Genomic DNA, 14,743 nt, shown 5'->3' with positions numbered 1-14,743 from the left:
ATCACGTGTCCGATCCTCATTTTGCTGTGGGTTTCGCTCGTCCTCGGAGCACGTCATGGGGCGCCTCCGAAGGCCTTGCGCCAAAGGGCGTCTAGCCATTGGATTTCGCTGTCTGGCAGGCGCGCCGTGGCGGGCTTCCCGAGCAGCCAGGCGCGCTGGCGCTCCATGCGGGCGCGATCGGCGAGCGAGACGCCCTCTCGCCAGGCCAGGAGGCTGATTTGCTTGCGCGCGGCGCGGGAGGCGAGGGTCGCGAAGGTGAAGGCCGGCTTGGCCCGCCGCTCCAGCTCCGCGCCCACCAAGCCTGCGAGGTCGTTGAGGTCCATGCCGCCGGCCGACAGCACGCGGATTAAACCGGCAGCGGCACCGGCCACCTCGCCCGGCTGATCGCTGGCGAGCAGCGGCAAGATCTTCGCGAGGCGGCGGCCTGTCGTGGTGAGGTCACTCATGGCGCGGCCTCCAGCACCTGAGCGGACAGCAGGCCCAGAGCCCGGAGCTTGGCTGCCCGGCTGGGCGAGATGCCGAGGTACCGGCCATCGGCCCGCGTGATGTCCAGGCCGTGGTTGGGGCACCAGCGCGCATCCCCGCCCTCATCCAGGATGTGTGCGATCTCCACCGCATCCGAGGTCAGGCTGTAGTCGGAACCCTCAGGCCAGATGCTGACTTCCGGGGGTGCATTCTCATTTTCCGCGCGTTCCCCAAAACCCCCATAACCACCAAAACCCCGGGTCGGGACCTGTGCAGGGAGCGCTTTCGCTCTGGAGGTGCGTTCCCCAAAACCACCAAAACTCCCAAAACCAGACGGCGCGTCCGGGGACCCGGCAGGCTTGGTCGTCGTCTCCGCGCGGACTACGGCCAGCGCTCGCGCGAGAAAGCGGCTCATTGTCCGGCCTCCTCGCGCTGCTTCGCTTTCCACTTGGCGACGGCCTCACCGAGGCGCGGGTTCACCGTGTGGTTGTTCGGCGGCCGGCCTCCGTGAGGACCGGTCTCGCGTGGTGCCCGAAGCAGCACGTCCTCGGTCTGCAGGACGGCCACCGCCGCCTTCACGGCCTCGGCGCTCGAAAGACCCTGCAAGCCGGGTGTATCGCGGATCTGCCGCTCGTTCACGACCGTGAGGCCGCTGGCGACGATGTGCCGCAGCAGGGTCCGCGCGTGCCGCTCGGAGACGGACAGGATGCCCTCGCCGAAGGCGCGCTCCGCCATCGGGAGAAAGTAGTCGGCCATCAGGGCCGCGCCGGCGAGCGCCGCGCCTTCGGATACCTCGGCCGGCGCTTCCACGCCGGGCCTCTCGGCGCACCAGCGAAGCAGCTCCACCACCACCGCCAGCCGAACGGCCTGACCACGCGCCTTACCGATCGCGCCGAGCATCAATCCCGACACGCGCGTCTCGCGCGCCGCCCACTCCTGCGCAGCCTCCTCCACAATGCTTGCCGCGCCGTCCGTGAACCGCATGAACCATGGCCGCGGCTCACCGTTCTCACCCGTCGGCATCGGGAGCCTGAGCAGCCGCGCCAGGCTGGCTCGCCACACGTCCGGCGCGTCGATCTGGGCAGGGCGAGCGAAAGGCCGCGGCTCCGGGAATACCCAAAGGAAGCGAACCGCCAGGCCGTCGTCCGCGCCCGATGTCAGCTCGGAGAGCCGGTCCGGCTGGATCGTCCCGACGATGCCCAAGGCGAAGCGCGGCACGAAGATCGGCTCGGGGTTCTTCACCCGGTCGATCGACTTCGCCTTGCCGTTCCACGCCTCCAGCCAAGCCGCGCGATCACCCCCGCCCTTGCCGGAGCCATAGCGGTCGAAGCTGCCGAGGAAGGCGGCCAGCTCGTCGCGGTGCAGAAGCAGGCCACGTGGGCAGCCCTGGAGCAGGAGCGCCAGCTTCTCCATGGTGCTGTCCGACGTGATGAGCCGCGGCCGAACCGGACGTGGCGGGGCCTGCGCGCCATCCGGCATCCGTGGCGGCGCCATGTCGGCCTTCACGGCCCTAGCGACTTCCTTTTCCCATTTGTCGCGGATGGCCGAAGCCTCCGCATTCAGGGTCTCCCACCCCTTGATCTTCTCCGGGTAGTCGCCCGCCATCTCCACCTCGAGATCCGGCAGCACGTCCGAGAGGGTGGCGCCGAGGCCGGGCGTCTTGCTGGAGCTGGGATTGCCGACGGCGCCGATCCATAGGAAAGGCGGCTCCGACCAACCCTGCCAGGGTGACGGCCAGCGGGAGTTGCCGATGCATGCCGCCGCGCCTGCCAGCAGCCCCGCTACGATGTAGTCTACGGGCGAGTTCTTTGCCTCAGCCGCGCTGGCCATGCGCGCGGCCCAGACAGGGCCGAGCAGATCGAGCGGAAAGGGCGGCGGGGCGCGCCGATCGCGCAGCAGCGCCACCGACGGGAGCGGAAGGACGGCCTCGGTGCTGGTGAATCCATCAGCCATTCGGCACCGCCTGCGCCATCCGGCGCTGCAGGAGGTCGTTGAAGTCCTCGCCGTCGATGTCCGGCGTCACCACCCGCACACGCAGGCCGGCGGCCGTGAAGCCGTCCGCGGCGGCCCAGGCCGCACGCTGGCCCGGCAGGTCGTTGTCCGCCGCGATGACAAGCTCCCGCAGCCCGTCCGGAAGCGGAACTCTCGCCATGTTGCCAGCCGAAAGCGCGGCCCAGGCCGGAGCGCCGAGAAGAATGCCTGCGGACAGGCTCGTCTCGATGCCCTCTCCCATCACCAGGGGCTGGCCCTGCCTCCAGATGCAGAGACGCACCACCGCACCGCCGACAGGCCCCAGCGTGGCCCTGGGCGGGTCCAGAGCGGCTTTTCCGCTACCGCCGGGCGCGAGATACGTCCGGTGCACCGCCTGCCCCTCGCCGGCGGCGTTGGTGGCCAACGCGATCATGCAGCTGGCGCGCTGCCCGCTCAGGTGCCACGCGTCGCGCAGGTAGCCGAGCGCGCCGCCATCCGGAGCCGAGAGGCCGCGCGTGCCGAGGTAGTGCTCCGCCGGGCTGTCGATCAGCGGATAGCGATCCTCCCAGAGGAGCATCGCCTTCCCTGTGCGGGCGGCGTTGTCGGCGCCGGCGGGAGCAGCACCGCTATCGTGCGGAACGCGAGGGGCTCGTCCCGTCACGGCCTCGGTCAGCGCGTCCTTGTCCTGGCAGGACGCGCACCACCAGAGCGCGCGTCCTTCCTTCTCGTTGAGCCGCAGGCCGTTGCGGTAGCCGCAGGCTGGGCAGTCGCCCGACCAGCCATGGCTACCGGCGCGGCGCAGGCCCAGCTCCGCGGCGATTTCGGATGCGGTCATGCTCATGCCGCACCCCGCTTCCGGAGGCGGGCCATCGCCTCCTCCGCCATGCCGTGAGCGACGATGAGGATCATGTCCTCGTCGCCGGTCAGCGCAGTCAGGATCGGCTTCGTGGCGCGGAGGGCCGCCACGCGGCAGACCTCCTCGTCCAGGAGCGTCGCGATGTCGCGCGTGCCCCAGGGCATGGCCTGCTCTCGATGCTGGAGCGTCGCCTGTTCGCTGGCTGCCGCGTCGGCAGCGCGCATGGCGCTGTCCAGGACGCGGCCGGCGTCGCAGGGCGGGAAGGCCATGGCGTTCATGCGCGCCTCCCGCTCGCGGCGAGGGCCGCGAAGCCGACCAGCGCTGTCAGCACGGGCCGCCGGAGCGAGCCGGTGGCGCGGACGATCACAGGCTCGCCGTGAGCGTCCAGGAGATTGGGGACGATCACCAAGCGCGCGGGCTCGGCAGAAGCCGTCAGCGGCGTCCTGGCGGGCTGCTGACGGGTGTTGGCGCGGCGGCTCATGGGTGAGCCTCCACGGCGCGTTCCATGGCCGCGACCATCTCGACCACGTCGGGATCAGCCTCCATCAGCCGCGTGAAGACGATCTCGGCCTCAAGCTCAGTGGCCTCGGCCCGCGGCGCGGGAGCCGGCACGAACATCTGGACGCGGACACGCGCGCCGGGCGCGACCTGGCGCACCGCGACGAAGCTCAACTTGTCAGGGTGCAGCCGCCCTTCCCCCATGTAGGCGCGGCGGATGCGGTGGTTCCGTCCTGTGTGCTGCTCGAACCAGGCGCGGTCGTCCGCCGACGCCAGATCGTGCGCGCCGAGACGATGAAGCGGTGGCGCTTCTCCACGGTGAAAATGAATGGTCATGACTGTCTCCGTTGGACAGCCCGCCGCCCGGAAAAGCCTTGGAAAGCGTGTGGTGTCAGCGTATATGGTCGATGCCACTCAACCATCGCCGACAGTTCGCGCGCCCTCGACTCCCCGGTCGGGGGCGTCGCTATTTCCAGGGGTTGGTGAGGGTCAGGAGGTCGCTCAACGCGAGGGCGACCAGCGCAGCGATGCAGAAGACCGCGGCGCGCATCAGGCGGCCTTCCGGCGCGGGTCCTGACGCGGCGTCAGCGTGGGCAGGGACGCGATGTAGGCCAGGGCCGTCTCGCTCACGATGTAGGTCCGCGAGCCGATCTTCCGCAGTTCGACCAGGCCAGCGGCGGCCGCTCGATAGGTGGTGCTGCGGGGAAGCCCGAACACCGCCTGCCCTTGCGGGAGCGGGACCAGTGCCGGCAGGTTCGGCGCCTGGCGGTTGATGAAGTTGAGGTTCGGCATGTGCAGGGTGCTCCACGGTGCGCCGGGGCGGCCCCGGCTGCTTCATGGAACTCGAATTAATCCCGAGATTAGCGGATTGCGCGGGAATTATTCATTGGTCTTTTCATTTCCCCGGGAAATTAAATCCCCTGAATTAACCTCCCCAAGAAGCCCTTTTTGACTACCCGCCGCAATGCCGAGCCTGAACAGGCCGCTGAACCTGTCTGTTTGAGCTCTTGCTGGCTTTAGGGCCCGAGCCGCTAGGCTCGCTACGCGGGTGCGCTCGGCGCGCTCGGCTGAATGCATCATTGACCACCGCTTTACCGCGCCCTCAACGCTTGGCCCGAACCTCTGAGGGGCTTTAGCGCAGCCTTCGACGGCGAGCCTGCGTGCGGCTGTTTTAAATGCGAGCGAGCGGTCGGCTGCTAGCTCATCCAAGATCATGCGATAGGCCTCTGAGTCGTGCGGATACGACTTGCTGCCCCTAGGACGACCGCGCCTTACCTTTTGCGTCGCAACCGCCGAAATTAATCGGCGCGCGCGGTCAATGCCCAGTTGCGCCGTCAGCTCATCTCGAAGTCGAGCCAGGTCGAGCAGCACTTCATCTAAACGTCGCGGCCTTCCCCTTAGGATATCCGCAAGCATCCCGCGATACTCAGGTTCAGTCATATCCGCGCCTCCGCTGGCGCCTTTCCGCATGTGGTGGACGGCGGGGCGGGCCGGTGCGGAAACCGGCCCTTCGGCGGCCAGACCTAGCCCCGCCGAGGTCATGCTACCGGATCAGGCCGAGCCGGTGCCAGCGGCGTGGAGCGCCAGCCCGTTGCGGAAGATGCCGGGCAGCATGCGCTCCGCCACGGTCCCATCGCAGTCCGAAGTGTCGGTCACGCTGGGATCGAATGCGGCGAGCCACGCCATCTTAGCCAGCAGGCCTTGCAGGGTCTTCGCCTCGATCCTGCACAGGCGATCGATGATCTCGTCCTGACGATCTGTCAGAGGGTCCGTGTGGATCTTGTCGAGCGCTTCCTCCTGCTCGAAGTCCATCGGGTACGGATAGGCATCCCAGATGGCCGCCTTCCGGCGCTGCAGCTCGCCGTGCTCGGAGCAGAGGGCAAAGATCTCGGCGTCAGGGTGCGCAGCGCCAGCCAGGGCAGCAGGGGCATCCAGCAGCATGATGGCGCTGCCGGTGAGGATGGAACGACGGGAGGCCATCAGACTTGCCCTCCTGCCAGCGCCATCCCGTCGAGCAGGATGGTCTTGAGCAGGGCTTCCTCGCCGTACTGCTCTTCCTCGACCAGATGCGGGAATTCCTGCACCATCATTTGGATGCGGATCAGAAGGCCGTCCACCGTCTTCGCCCTGAGGCTCTCGATCTGGTTGTCGAACAGCTCGGTCTGCACCCGCTCCAGCGGCGCGATGTGCTCCGCGCCGTAGGCGTCTTCCTGCTCAAGCCGGTAATGCGCCGGCATCGCCCGAAAGGCCGCCCGGATTTGATCCGTCAGCGCCATGTACTGCCGGCAAAGCGTGATCAACTCGGCGTCCGGATGGGGCGCCGCGACAGCACCCTCGATGGCGGGCGCGGCCAGCATTGCAACCGCGCTGCCCATGAGCGCAGCCCGCCGATTGAAGCCGTTGGCGGGTGGCGGGGGCGGCGGAGGCGAGGCCGGTGGCGTCCAGTCCTGGCGCTTCGGCCAGACGAAGCTGCGCGCGCTCATGCCCGTGCCTCCGCCCAGCGCATCGCGTCGCCCTTCTTGGGGAATCTGCGCGCCGCGTCCTCGCTGCCCTCCGGCGGAATCGCGAGCCAGCCCGCGAAGACATCCCATTCGAGCGGCGGCCGGTGTATGGCCTCGCCCGTCCGCCTCACCAGCTTCGGCAGCGGGAGGAACCGCCATCCGGCCGCCGAAAGCCGCTTCTCGCGCGAGCAGGCGAAACGCCCATCGGCCTCGGGCACCTTGCAGCTCTCGTCCACGAGGTGCTCGTAGTGGCAGTACTCGCCCACGCCACCATGGCTCTCCTCCCCCCAGAAGCTGCGATAGCCGCGCCGCTTCTTGTCCATGGCCTTGGCTTCGGCGGTAGCCACCACCTGCTCGGCCGAGAGGATGAGGTCCGTGACGGTCTGGTCGATGCCGCCTCCCGAGAAAGCGGGGAAGGCTGCCAAGGCAGCGGGCAAAGCTCCACCGCGTGTGGTATTCTGTCTGATAGCCATGGTCCTGATGCTCCACATCATGGGTTGTGGTCAGGCCGGGCGAGAGGCTCCTACCCCTCTTGCTCGGCTGATTGACATCGAGTGTCAATGTGTGCAAATTGCATTCAATGACTAGTGATGTCAACACTCATCATCACACATCTGCACACGGAGTTGCCATGGTTAGGTCAGCGGCCGTTTCGCTGCGCGTCGAACCCGAATTGAAACAGGCGGTAGAGGCGGCAGCCGACGCCGACGGCCGAACCGTCGCGCAGTGGGTGGAGCGCCTTCTCATTAAGGAATTGAAGGCTCAGGGCTTCCTTCGGGAGTAGGCAGATCCGTCAGGTCGACGCCCTCTTGGCGACCTTCCGCTTCACCTGCTTGCGCTTCCGCGGCTTTGAAAAGCTGGCCTTGTAGAGCGCTTCCGCTTGACGAGCGGCCTTCCGCTGCTCCTCTCGGAGTTCATCCATATCGTGGAGGCCCTGGTAGAGCTCGCTGCGCCCCGCCGCCTCGTGAGTTGACTGATCCAATAGGCGAGATGCCGCGATTTGGAGCGCGCCTCGGATGATAGCGTTCTTTGCGTCGAAGCGACGGCGCTCCGTCTCGCCAAGGCGGGACCGCAAGTCATCTTTCCCTATCTGCAGAGAAGAATCCCGGAACGGCTCGAATGGTCCGGAGCCTTTGGCTTCGTAGTATTCTGCGACCGCATCGAGAAATTCCCTTGCCTCGCGGACGATGTTGTAGGATTTGCCAGCGCCTCGGACGACGCGGATGAGGTTGGCGGCGAGTTCGCGCAGCGCCTGTTCAGCGTGGCGCTGGGCTCTATCGATCCGTTCCTGGGCTGCCCGCGCCCGGAGTTCCTCCTCTGAGTTTTCAGCAACGACCTTCATCCCAGACTCCCGACCGGTTGTGGCAGCCTATGAGACGGGGTGCGAGAAATCTACGAAGCGGCGAGCGGTCCAAAGCCCTCGACGCCGCCGGCGTAATCTTCATGCTGGACAATGGTGAAGGGCCGGGGGTGAGGCTGAGGAAGCAGGCGGAATAGCCGAGGCCCATCCGCAAGGAGTGAGCTTGGGATCACTGCCCCCGGGCGCTGACTCCCGTGATATTGCAAGCTGGGCCAGTGCGCGGGCTGAGCTGGCAGGCCGTGACAAAAACCTTTGGCACCGGGCCGCCGACAGGTAGGTCCCGGGCTGGGTCGATCGCCGTGAGCGCCACGGAAGCCCTGAAGAGCACCAGGCGTTCCAGGTGCGAGCAATGTACCGGGATCTCAGCATTGAACATCACCGCGACCTGGACCTCCTGCCCCCTCTCGATTCGATTCTCCCGAAGGCCACCAAAGAATATGTTGTCGTCACTCGCCGTGGCGACGTTGGCGACCGCCACTGGCGTCACGCTTGGTGGCTGATTGGTCCGGGGCACGATGAGCGGTGACCCGATGGGGGCCGTGGCGACCTGAATATTTTCAACGTTTGCGCGGACCGGGATACTGCTCGCACTCTTCAGCACCAACTGGCCGAAAACTGGTGTCGTCTGCATCAGCACGGCCGATGGATTGGCGCTACAATACTCGTGAATGTCGCCTGCCTCGGTCGCCGCTGCCGACACCCTGAATGGAATAGTGCTGCCGTCCTCGCTCAAATCGAGCTGGATGCCGAACGTGCCAGCGATGTCCGTTCTCACTGAGGCGGCAGCAGTCTGAATCTCAGCCCGTGTTTTCGGGAAGAGAGTGTCCCACTGGTAGAGCACCCATAGTCCGCCGACGACAACGGCTGCGGTCGACACGAGATTCTTGGCGATCTCGCTGACATCCTTCCAATTCGTCGGCATATCGTCTCCCCGTGAGCCGCCCGCGAGGGAGGATAACCAGGGTCTTTGCCTTATGGAAGCGATCGGACGAGGTGCGTCACTTGGCGTCTATTTGATAGATGGCGTGCACGTTTGGTCGCGGACGATGGCAAGGAGACGCCGGTACCGATCGCGACCATGCGGCTCCAGGCTGATGCCGCCGGCGATAAGGACCGTGAGCCGATCCTTTGCAGCACGAGCCGCGCGGATCTCCGCAGGGCACTGGCCGCGCATCTCCGGGTATCCAGGCCCATGATGCTGACGCGCCCCTGGACGGGCGAAAGGACTAACATTCCAAGCGCGGATTTAGTCGCGGCAGCGATAGATTAGCTTTGGTTGATGAGCTCCCATGTTTTAGCCGCCGTCTCCGCGGTTGGTGGCAGGCCGGCCTCATCTCTCAATCCGACGGCGCGGAATTCTTCTGCTGCTCTGTCCCAATTGGTGCCGGCGGTCTCGACCATCGCCGCGACCTTGTCGCGATTTTCCGTCATCCAATTGAGAAGCGATTGGCCCTGATGATCACTCGTCGCGGATGAAGCTCCGGCGGCCGCAGGGCGGGTGGTCATGCCCCTCTCCTTGCCTTTCCATTTGGAAACCGTGCGTCGGTGGGAGTGCGATCGCAAGCCATATCCCCCGGCACCGATGGCATGCTGGTGACCTGCGCCTCCCTGACGGAAACCCGGCCGGAGCCTCTCCAACAGGACAACTACAGCGCGGTGCCCAGGTTGGTGCCGCGAAACCGGGATGAAGCCGGATCGTTTGACGCGGGGACAGGCAATGACTTTCGGGCGAGAGGCAGATGCCGCGATATTTCTTCGACATCGACGACACGGGGGTGCTCTGTCGGGACGAATGCGGACTGGTGCTCGACCATCTCCAGGCAGCGCGTTTCGAAGCGATCGCCGCCGCCCACGCTATGGCGCGGGACCGGAAGCCGATCGGGGAATGGGCCAGCACCTTATGCAAGGTCCGCGATGAGGAAGGCCGATTGCTTTACACTGTTTCCGTGACCTTCGTCGGGCGGTGGGAGTAGCTCAAACGCATCAGTCGGCGCGGTCGTGACTGCTGTCCCCGGTCGGAATAATCCGTTCGCCGGTTATCCCAGGATAATGCGGCATGATGCGTCCCCCGGATGGAATAGCTGGCCCAGATGCTGCGGAGAACATGCCCTTCCATCTCATCCTTACGCCTTCCGGCGGGGTCCAAGCGACCATAGGCTTAGGCGCGGCGAAGACGATCACCACCATCGATTGGGACAACGCTCCGTGGCCTCGGGCTGTGCTTGGCCACCCGGAAATCACCAAAGCACTCGAGGCCTGGATGCGGTCGCGGCTGCAGCCGGCGACGATATCATGGCAGCAGGTTGAAGAGATCCTGCAAGCGGCCGGGGTCGCCGCACTGCTTCAGTCGAAACCGAGGGACAGCTCAGAATTCTCGATGTTCGAACGGCGGACCTGAAACGCAAAAATGCCCACACGGATAACTCGGGTGGGCAGGTGCTTTAGCTCGATGTGAAGAGGCGTCAGCGTCCGGTCATCGACGCGTGGCAGGACCAGGCGCTGCCGCTGGGGTGCCGAGCGCCGATGATTTAGGGGCCAGCGCTATCGCTGGCCGCGCCGCGCCGATGGTAGAAGGCGAGACTGTCGAGGGCGCGTCGCATCCGCCTAGGTCGGTGACGATTGCGGTGACGCCGGAGGGACGCACTGGAGCCGCCGCCCTGGCCAACGGCCATTCGACTTAGAGCCCTTTTGAGAAATCGGTTTTCGGGATTCCCTTTGGCTGCGTGGCGTGATTCACGCTTGGGATGTGGACCGAGCGGAGCCGCGGCCGGATGGCCGAGATCACCAGAAAGACGAAGCGTTACCCGTCTGATCTGACGGACGAGGAATGGGATCAGATCGGACCATTGATGCCCAAGCCTCGTCAGCGGGGCCGGCCGCGGGAGGTGGATCTGCGCGAGGTGCTCAACGCACTTCGCTATCTGGTCCGCTCGGGCTGCGGATGGGAGATGCTTCCGGTCCATTTCGGTCCCTGGCAGACGGTCTATTGGTGGTTCCGCCGGTTGATGCGGCGGTTCCTGTTCCAGACCATCCACGACCTGGCCCTGATGTGTGATCGGGAGCGAGCAGGACGCGAGGCGAGCCCCTCGGGCGGGGTCATCGACAGCCAGTCGGTCAAAGCGCCGGCTGCCGGAGCCCAGCGGGGCTATGACGCGGGCAAGAAAGTGCTGGGCCGCAAGCGCCACATCGCGGTCGATACCGACGGGCGGCTGCTGATGGTCCACCTGACGCCGGCCGACATCTCCGACTCTGCCGGAGCCCAGACGATCCTGGACGGCATCCGCAAACGCTGGCCCTGGGTAAAGCACATGTTCGCGGACGGCGCCTATGACCGGCTGAAGCTGATGGAGAAAGCAGCCTTCCTGGACTTCACCGTCGAGGTCATTCGTCGATCCGACAGCCAGGCCGGCTTTCAGGTCTTGCCGCGTCGCTGGGTCGTAGAGCGCACCTTTGGATGGATGACACGCTGGCGGCGCCTCGTGCGCGACTATGAGCAGCGCCTCGATGTCTCCGAGGCCATGATCCTCATCGCCATGGCAGGCATCCTACTTCGCAGAAACGCCCACCCCTGATTTTCCAAAAGGGCTCTTACCTCTGGACAGCACTGCATGCGCCGCATCTTATATTCCCTGTTATGGAGAGAGGGCGACGCACAGTGAAACCTTGGTTAAAGTCAATCTCGACTAAACCTATTGCGATCACTGTCAGATTGCCTGCTGGCGGCGTGATTCTTCTTGCATTGCTGCTTGTCACCTCGCTTATTGCGCCGGCCATCCCTGCTGCTGTGCTTCGCTTCCTGGGTCAATCGACTCCCGTCTCTAATTGGCTTCTTTGCGTCATGGGCATCGGCTCTGTCGCGGGTTTCGCTATGCTTCCCATCAGGGCACTTCGAGCGGGCTCCCTGCGCCCGGGAGTGACGGCCGACGCCCAGCCATCGCGTCCTATCCCTCCGCCCGACCTGGTGGCCCCAGCGAATCAGTCCCCCGCCACCGCACCGATTCCAGTCACACCAGCAAGCATACCCTCCATTGCGATAGCCGTTCCTGTGACGCCGCCGCCGCCCCTTCCGATCGCCTCGCCGATCCCGGTGGTGCGGTCAGCCCCGCCCGCCGTCGCCTCATCACTCCCGGTGGCAGCACCCGCCAGTATCGTCCCGTCAATGCCGTCGATGCCGTCGGGCCCGCGGGGTATCGCTCCGCCGCCGCCACCGCCGCCAGGACCGAGACAGGCCCCGCATCCGGTATCTCCGGCTCCGGTGCCGGCCTTGCCCCTGCCGCCTGCGCGTCGGCCGCCGGTAACGGCAGCACCACCGATTGTGGTCGTCCCGCCGCCAACGCCAGGGAGTTCACGCGCCGCCGCGCCGCCGCCCCCGCCGCCTTCTCCCCCGCCGCGTGCTGCCGAGCGGGCGCGCGCCGCACCCGCCGTGCCACCAGCCCCCGGCTGAGGCGAGCGGCCACGACGCCAGCGACATCTATGTCCCGGCATCTCGGGCTTGGTCACCAGCAACATCTAATTCTGCAGTTCGTCAGGGGCTCGGCGTGGCTGGCGAGAAGATAGTTGCACGGAGCAGCAGGCCGGCTGCCATGCTGAGACTGGCGTTTCACGAGGCCCCGCCGCGCGCTAGTTGAAAGCCGAGGAATGAATTTCCTCGCCCCGGAGCCCTCAATACCATCACCGACCGCCTGGCCCGCACGCTGGCCCGCGGTCTCATCTGTTCCGTGTGGATTGTCATGGGCTGGATTTGCGCCGTCGGTATCTTGGATCTTCACCCGCCGGCCGGCGCCCAATCGGGCCTGGTGCCGGTCGCGGAGCTGCTGATGGAGTCGTCGGCCTCTAATCCTTCTCGGACGACGGCACCGGGGCGGGCGAGAGTCCCATCGGCGCGGTCTCCGCCAGCTCGGCGACGCGCGCAGGATAGGCCCGGGCCTACTTTGCGGTGATGGCGGGCCGGAGGGTTACTTTGGGTCATGCCGGGCGTTCAGACGGAAAGGAAAACGCTATGAACACCCGCCGCCAGAGCACAATCTTTCTCACGCTCGCCATTGTCGGCGTAGCGGTCGGCCTCTTCATTTACGCCGCCTTCGCAACCTAGCCGCGGCGCGGGATTCATCTCATGCCCAACATGAACCCCGAAACCAACGGCGCGCTGATGGCCGAATTCCACCGGCACCGGCTGGCCCTCATCGAAGCGAAGAAGCGGGGCATCGACGCGGTCGAGATCCGGCAGAAGGTCCGCGAGTTGGAGGCCGAGCTGGTCGAGCGCTTCGGAAAGCGCCAGTTCAAGGCGCGCTACCGGAAAGAATATCCTGCAGACACCTAGCCGGGCAGAGCGGGCAGAGGGGCCGGTGAGCGCGCCAACTCAGCTGCTCGGCCTCCATCTCCTTCTAGCGCGCGGTTGCGCCGTTCTCAGCCGAGCTCGATCGACCAGGTTCGCCGCCCTGCTATGATGTCCTGAGCCACGCTCAGCACGGCTGGCAGCTGCTTCACGACAGGGATGCCGGGGCAATAAGGGTGGCCGCCGTACTGGGCGTGAAACCCAATGCCATCATTCAGGGCTGGCAGTTTTTCCTTCTTGATGGCGCGGTATTTCACCTCGGCATCGGAGAAGAAGAATGGTCCCAGGAAGTTGAGGCGCAGGGAGATGCCATGCGTCTGGTGGCACCAAGCCAGCAGGTTGCCATGCGCCTCAACCTGGGCGTCCGTCAGGCTATCCCCAGGCTTGCCGACGCTCTCGACATTCACCGAATGCTCGTTGGCAGGTCCGGCGCCGTAGACCATGAAGCCCGTGTCCACAAACTGAACAATGCGCCCATCTCGCTCGATGCCGAAGTGCGCGCCGGCAAACTGCGACTTCTCTGGAAGAATCTGGCCGTCATAGCCGCGTTTCTCGTCGTTCTCGAACCAGTTCTTCATGCCTGGGCAGCTTCCGCCTTCAGCGATGTGAACGATATACGTCTTAAAGGTGCGATTGGTGGTATTGGTACTGTAGGTATGCTTCTGATTTTTGCGAACCGGCGACTGATCAGCCAACCAACAGATCGCCATCCTATGCACTCCTCTTCCATTCAGGAAGCCGAGATGGTGCATCGGTCTAGGGCCTAAATCCAGTCCATGTCATGTAATTCTATGAGGCCGAAAACATGAGGCCATCATGGCGAGGATCTGGCAGCGCAGATCGTCGGTTTTCGAGCCATCGGCGGAGAGGCAGGGGGTTTTGGTGGTTATGGGGGTTTTGGGGAACGTGCGGAAATTCGGAAAACGAGGGTCAGCCTCAGAGCCCATCCGCGAAGTTTTGATTTAAGATGAGGGTTTTGCTGCGAGGCGGCGGAGCATGATGCGGATCGTGGCCATGCGGACGAAGGCGGCGGCGATGCGGCAATGTCGTTCGAAGTCGCGGGCGTCATCTTCGCGCCGGGCCTGACCCCGCTCTGGTGATCCAGGCGAGGGGGTTAGGTGCCGGCCGTTATCCGCTCAACCCCAGCGCCACCGCGAGCGCGATGATCGTCAGGATGATGACGATCATGGAGAGGCGGAAACCGGACATCAGGGGGCTTCTTCTCGTGGCGCGCATAGTTGCCATACCAACAGTCGGCCAAGAATCCCATGATTCGAGCAACATTCTCAATATTGTATAGTATACAAAAAATAATGTCGCTTCCGAGTTACTTTTGTCGACGTAGAATTTTTAATGGAGATGCGGAGTCAATCCGAATTTTCGATATTAAAGGTCCGAACATGTTTCGCAGAGTTCTTTTATCATTAATCAGCTTCTCGGCCCCCTCCGCTGCCGCAGTAGCTCAGACACCCGCGGATATCCGGTCGAGCGTGCCGCGGGGCGGCCAGGACCTGTCCACCATGGGGCAGGCCCATCCTTCGACGAACCACGCGCCCCAGGGTTTTGCCACGGAGCGCCTGGCCAGGGCCAAGCGCCAGGCGGAGTTCAATCGGAACTTCTCCGGCACGCCACTTCGCCCACCCGGGCTGGTGCAGCGCGCACCCAATCGCGGAGGCCGGCCGAATGGCGCGCTCTGAAGATCCGATGGGCAAGTCATCGGAAACGCCGGCACCAGGCGTCGCGCTACCCGCTTCGCG

At 65.2% G+C, this 14,743-nt stretch carries 21 protein-coding genes; 5 read left to right on the top strand and 16 right to left on the bottom strand.

What is annotated here, in order from left to right; translation table 11 throughout:
• Positions 1–53: 53 nt before the first annotated feature.
• From AC1ROY_RS33580 to AC1ROY_RS33525, 12 genes are all read right to left on the bottom strand, one after another.
• Positions 54–446: a hypothetical protein gene (locus tag AC1ROY_RS33580; protein WP_493153315.1), complete on the bottom strand. Its 393-nt coding sequence runs from the start codon at positions 444–446 to the stop codon at positions 54–56.
• The gene (locus AC1ROY_RS33575; protein WP_493153314.1) at positions 443–880 is read right to left on the bottom strand and encodes a hypothetical protein; all 438 of its coding nucleotides are present in this window, start codon (positions 878–880) and stop codon (positions 443–445) included. Before AC1ROY_RS33575 ends, AC1ROY_RS33580 begins: the two co-directional genes overlap by 4 nt.
• Positions 877–2,418 carry a DUF3987 domain-containing protein gene (locus AC1ROY_RS33570; RefSeq protein WP_493153313.1) on the bottom strand — a complete coding sequence of 514 codons (1,542 nt, stop codon included), beginning with the start codon at positions 2,416–2,418 and terminating at the stop codon, positions 877–879. Before AC1ROY_RS33570 ends, AC1ROY_RS33575 begins: the two co-directional genes overlap by 4 nt.
• Positions 2,411–3,271 carry a toprim domain-containing protein gene (locus tag AC1ROY_RS33565; protein ID WP_493153312.1) on the bottom strand — a complete coding sequence of 287 codons (861 nt, stop codon included), beginning with the start codon at positions 3,269–3,271 and terminating at the stop codon, positions 2,411–2,413. Before AC1ROY_RS33565 ends, AC1ROY_RS33570 begins: the two co-directional genes overlap by 8 nt.
• A 2-nt stretch (positions 3,272–3,273) precedes the next feature.
• Positions 3,274–3,570 carry a hypothetical protein gene (locus AC1ROY_RS33560; protein ID WP_493153311.1) on the bottom strand — a complete coding sequence of 99 codons (297 nt, stop codon included), beginning with the start codon at positions 3,568–3,570 and terminating at the stop codon, positions 3,274–3,276.
• Complete coding sequence (locus tag AC1ROY_RS33555) at positions 3,567–3,773, bottom strand: hypothetical protein (protein WP_493153310.1); 207 nt, start codon at positions 3,771–3,773, stop codon at positions 3,567–3,569. Before AC1ROY_RS33555 ends, AC1ROY_RS33560 begins: the two co-directional genes overlap by 4 nt.
• Entirely contained in the window at positions 3,770–4,126 is a 357-nt protein-coding gene (locus AC1ROY_RS33550; protein WP_493153309.1) for a hypothetical protein, read from the bottom strand. Before AC1ROY_RS33550 ends, AC1ROY_RS33555 begins: the two co-directional genes overlap by 4 nt.
• A gap of 213 nt (positions 4,127–4,339) precedes the next feature.
• Positions 4,340–4,582, bottom strand: a complete 243-nt coding sequence (locus AC1ROY_RS33545) for a hypothetical protein (RefSeq protein ID WP_493153308.1) — start codon at positions 4,580–4,582, stop codon at positions 4,340–4,342.
• 87 nt (positions 4,583–4,669) lie between these two features.
• A complete protein-coding gene (locus AC1ROY_RS33540) occupies positions 4,670–5,230 on the bottom strand; it encodes a hypothetical protein (RefSeq protein WP_493153307.1) in 561 nt (186 codons plus the stop codon).
• A 111-nt stretch (positions 5,231–5,341) separates the two neighbouring features.
• The gene (locus AC1ROY_RS33535) at positions 5,342–5,770 is read right to left on the bottom strand and encodes a hypothetical protein (protein WP_493153306.1); all 429 of its coding nucleotides are present in this window, start codon (positions 5,768–5,770) and stop codon (positions 5,342–5,344) included.
• A complete protein-coding gene (locus AC1ROY_RS33530; protein ID WP_493153305.1) occupies positions 5,770–6,273 on the bottom strand; it encodes a hypothetical protein in 504 nt (167 codons plus the stop codon). The genes AC1ROY_RS33535 and AC1ROY_RS33530 overlap by 1 nt, the downstream gene beginning before the upstream one ends.
• Positions 6,270–6,716, bottom strand: coding sequence for a hypothetical protein (locus AC1ROY_RS33525; protein ID WP_493153304.1), 447 nt, complete (start codon positions 6,714–6,716; stop codon positions 6,270–6,272). The genes AC1ROY_RS33530 and AC1ROY_RS33525 overlap by 4 nt, the downstream gene beginning before the upstream one ends.
• 155 nt (positions 6,717–6,871) lie before the next feature.
• Between AC1ROY_RS33525 and AC1ROY_RS33520 the strand changes: the two genes are divergently transcribed.
• Positions 6,872–7,075, top strand: a complete 204-nt coding sequence (locus tag AC1ROY_RS33520; protein ID WP_493153303.1) for a YlcI/YnfO family protein — start codon at positions 6,872–6,874, stop codon at positions 7,073–7,075.
• Between the two features lie 9 nt (positions 7,076–7,084).
• Here AC1ROY_RS33520 and AC1ROY_RS33515 read toward each other — a convergent pair whose 3' ends face one another.
• From AC1ROY_RS33515 to AC1ROY_RS33505, 3 genes are all read right to left on the bottom strand, one after another.
• Complete coding sequence (locus AC1ROY_RS33515) at positions 7,085–7,633, bottom strand: hypothetical protein (protein WP_493153302.1); 549 nt, start codon at positions 7,631–7,633, stop codon at positions 7,085–7,087.
• A 187-nt stretch (positions 7,634–7,820) separates the two neighbouring features.
• Positions 7,821–8,573 (bottom strand): hypothetical protein, encoded by a 753-nt coding sequence (locus AC1ROY_RS33510; RefSeq protein ID WP_493153301.1) that lies wholly within the window; start codon positions 8,571–8,573, stop codon positions 7,821–7,823.
• A gap of 344 nt (positions 8,574–8,917) precedes the next feature.
• Positions 8,918–9,157, bottom strand: coding sequence for a hypothetical protein (locus AC1ROY_RS33505; protein ID WP_493153300.1), 240 nt, complete (start codon positions 9,155–9,157; stop codon positions 8,918–8,920).
• A gap of 233 nt (positions 9,158–9,390) precedes the next feature.
• Here AC1ROY_RS33505 and AC1ROY_RS33500 point away from each other — a divergent pair, with 233 nt between their 5' ends.
• The 4 genes from AC1ROY_RS33500 (at position 9,391) to AC1ROY_RS33485 (ending at position 12,971) form a co-directional block, all read left to right on the top strand.
• Positions 9,391–9,624, top strand: a complete 234-nt coding sequence (locus tag AC1ROY_RS33500) for a DUF6894 family protein (RefSeq protein ID WP_493153299.1) — start codon at positions 9,391–9,393, stop codon at positions 9,622–9,624.
• 83 nt (positions 9,625–9,707) lie between these two features.
• Entirely contained in the window at positions 9,708–10,049 is a 342-nt protein-coding gene (locus tag AC1ROY_RS33495) for a hypothetical protein (protein ID WP_493153298.1), read from the top strand.
• Between the two features lie 346 nt (positions 10,050–10,395).
• Positions 10,396–11,223: an IS5 family transposase gene (locus AC1ROY_RS33490; protein WP_493153297.1), complete on the top strand. Its 828-nt coding sequence runs from the start codon at positions 10,396–10,398 to the stop codon at positions 11,221–11,223.
• Between the two features lie 1,541 nt (positions 11,224–12,764).
• Complete coding sequence (locus AC1ROY_RS33485) at positions 12,765–12,971, top strand: hypothetical protein (protein ID WP_493153296.1); 207 nt, start codon at positions 12,765–12,767, stop codon at positions 12,969–12,971.
• 86 nt (positions 12,972–13,057) lie between these two features.
• Here the strand turns inward: AC1ROY_RS33485 and AC1ROY_RS33480 are convergent, their stop codons facing one another.
• On the bottom strand, positions 13,058–13,696 hold the full coding sequence (locus tag AC1ROY_RS33480) for a peptidoglycan recognition protein family protein (RefSeq protein WP_493153295.1): 639 nt from the start codon (positions 13,694–13,696) through the stop codon (positions 13,058–13,060).
• Positions 13,697–14,743: the final 1,047 nt, after the last annotated feature.

The sequence above is a fragment of the Roseococcus sp. GW821-FHT12F05 genome, assembly GCF_058806835.1.
This window is presented reverse-complemented; position numbering and strand designations above follow the sequence as displayed.

Coding starts and splice junctions, on each gene's coding strand:
- AC1ROY_RS33580 (WP_493153315.1), bottom strand. CDS start 446: ATGAGTGACCTCACCACGACAGGCCGCCGCCTCGCGAAGATCTTGCCG.
- AC1ROY_RS33575 (WP_493153314.1), bottom strand. CDS start 880: ATGAGCCGCTTTCTCGCGCGAGCGCTGGCCGTAGTCCGCGCGGAGACG.
- AC1ROY_RS33570 (WP_493153313.1), bottom strand. CDS start 2,418: ATGGCTGATGGATTCACCAGCACCGAGGCCGTCCTTCCGCTCCCGTCG.
- AC1ROY_RS33565 (WP_493153312.1), bottom strand. CDS start 3,271: ATGACCGCATCCGAAATCGCCGCGGAGCTGGGCCTGCGCCGCGCCGGT.
- AC1ROY_RS33560 (WP_493153311.1), bottom strand. CDS start 3,570: ATGAACGCCATGGCCTTCCCGCCCTGCGACGCCGGCCGCGTCCTGGAC.
- AC1ROY_RS33555 (WP_493153310.1), bottom strand. CDS start 3,773: ATGAGCCGCCGCGCCAACACCCGTCAGCAGCCCGCCAGGACGCCGCTG.
- AC1ROY_RS33550 (WP_493153309.1), bottom strand. CDS start 4,126: ATGACCATTCATTTTCACCGTGGAGAAGCGCCACCGCTTCATCGTCTC.
- AC1ROY_RS33545 (WP_493153308.1), bottom strand. CDS start 4,582: ATGCCGAACCTCAACTTCATCAACCGCCAGGCGCCGAACCTGCCGGCA.
- AC1ROY_RS33540 (WP_493153307.1), bottom strand. CDS start 5,230: ATGACTGAACCTGAGTATCGCGGGATGCTTGCGGATATCCTAAGGGGA.
- AC1ROY_RS33535 (WP_493153306.1), bottom strand. CDS start 5,770: ATGGCCTCCCGTCGTTCCATCCTCACCGGCAGCGCCATCATGCTGCTG.
- AC1ROY_RS33530 (WP_493153305.1), bottom strand. CDS start 6,273: ATGAGCGCGCGCAGCTTCGTCTGGCCGAAGCGCCAGGACTGGACGCCA.
- AC1ROY_RS33520 (WP_493153303.1), top strand. CDS start 6,872: ATGACTAGTGATGTCAACACTCATCATCACACATCTGCACACGGAGTT.
- AC1ROY_RS33515 (WP_493153302.1), bottom strand. CDS start 7,633: ATGAAGGTCGTTGCTGAAAACTCAGAGGAGGAACTCCGGGCGCGGGCA.
- AC1ROY_RS33510 (WP_493153301.1), bottom strand. CDS start 8,573: ATGCCGACGAATTGGAAGGATGTCAGCGAGATCGCCAAGAATCTCGTG.
- AC1ROY_RS33505 (WP_493153300.1), bottom strand. CDS start 9,157: ATGACCACCCGCCCTGCGGCCGCCGGAGCTTCATCCGCGACGAGTGAT.
- AC1ROY_RS33500 (WP_493153299.1), top strand. CDS start 9,391: ATGCCGCGATATTTCTTCGACATCGACGACACGGGGGTGCTCTGTCGG.
- AC1ROY_RS33495 (WP_493153298.1), top strand. CDS start 9,708: ATGATGCGTCCCCCGGATGGAATAGCTGGCCCAGATGCTGCGGAGAAC.
- AC1ROY_RS33490 (WP_493153297.1), top strand. CDS start 10,396: ATGTGGACCGAGCGGAGCCGCGGCCGGATGGCCGAGATCACCAGAAAG.
- AC1ROY_RS33485 (WP_493153296.1), top strand. CDS start 12,765: ATGCCCAACATGAACCCCGAAACCAACGGCGCGCTGATGGCCGAATTC.
- AC1ROY_RS33480 (WP_493153295.1), bottom strand. CDS start 13,696: ATGGCGATCTGTTGGTTGGCTGATCAGTCGCCGGTTCGCAAAAATCAG.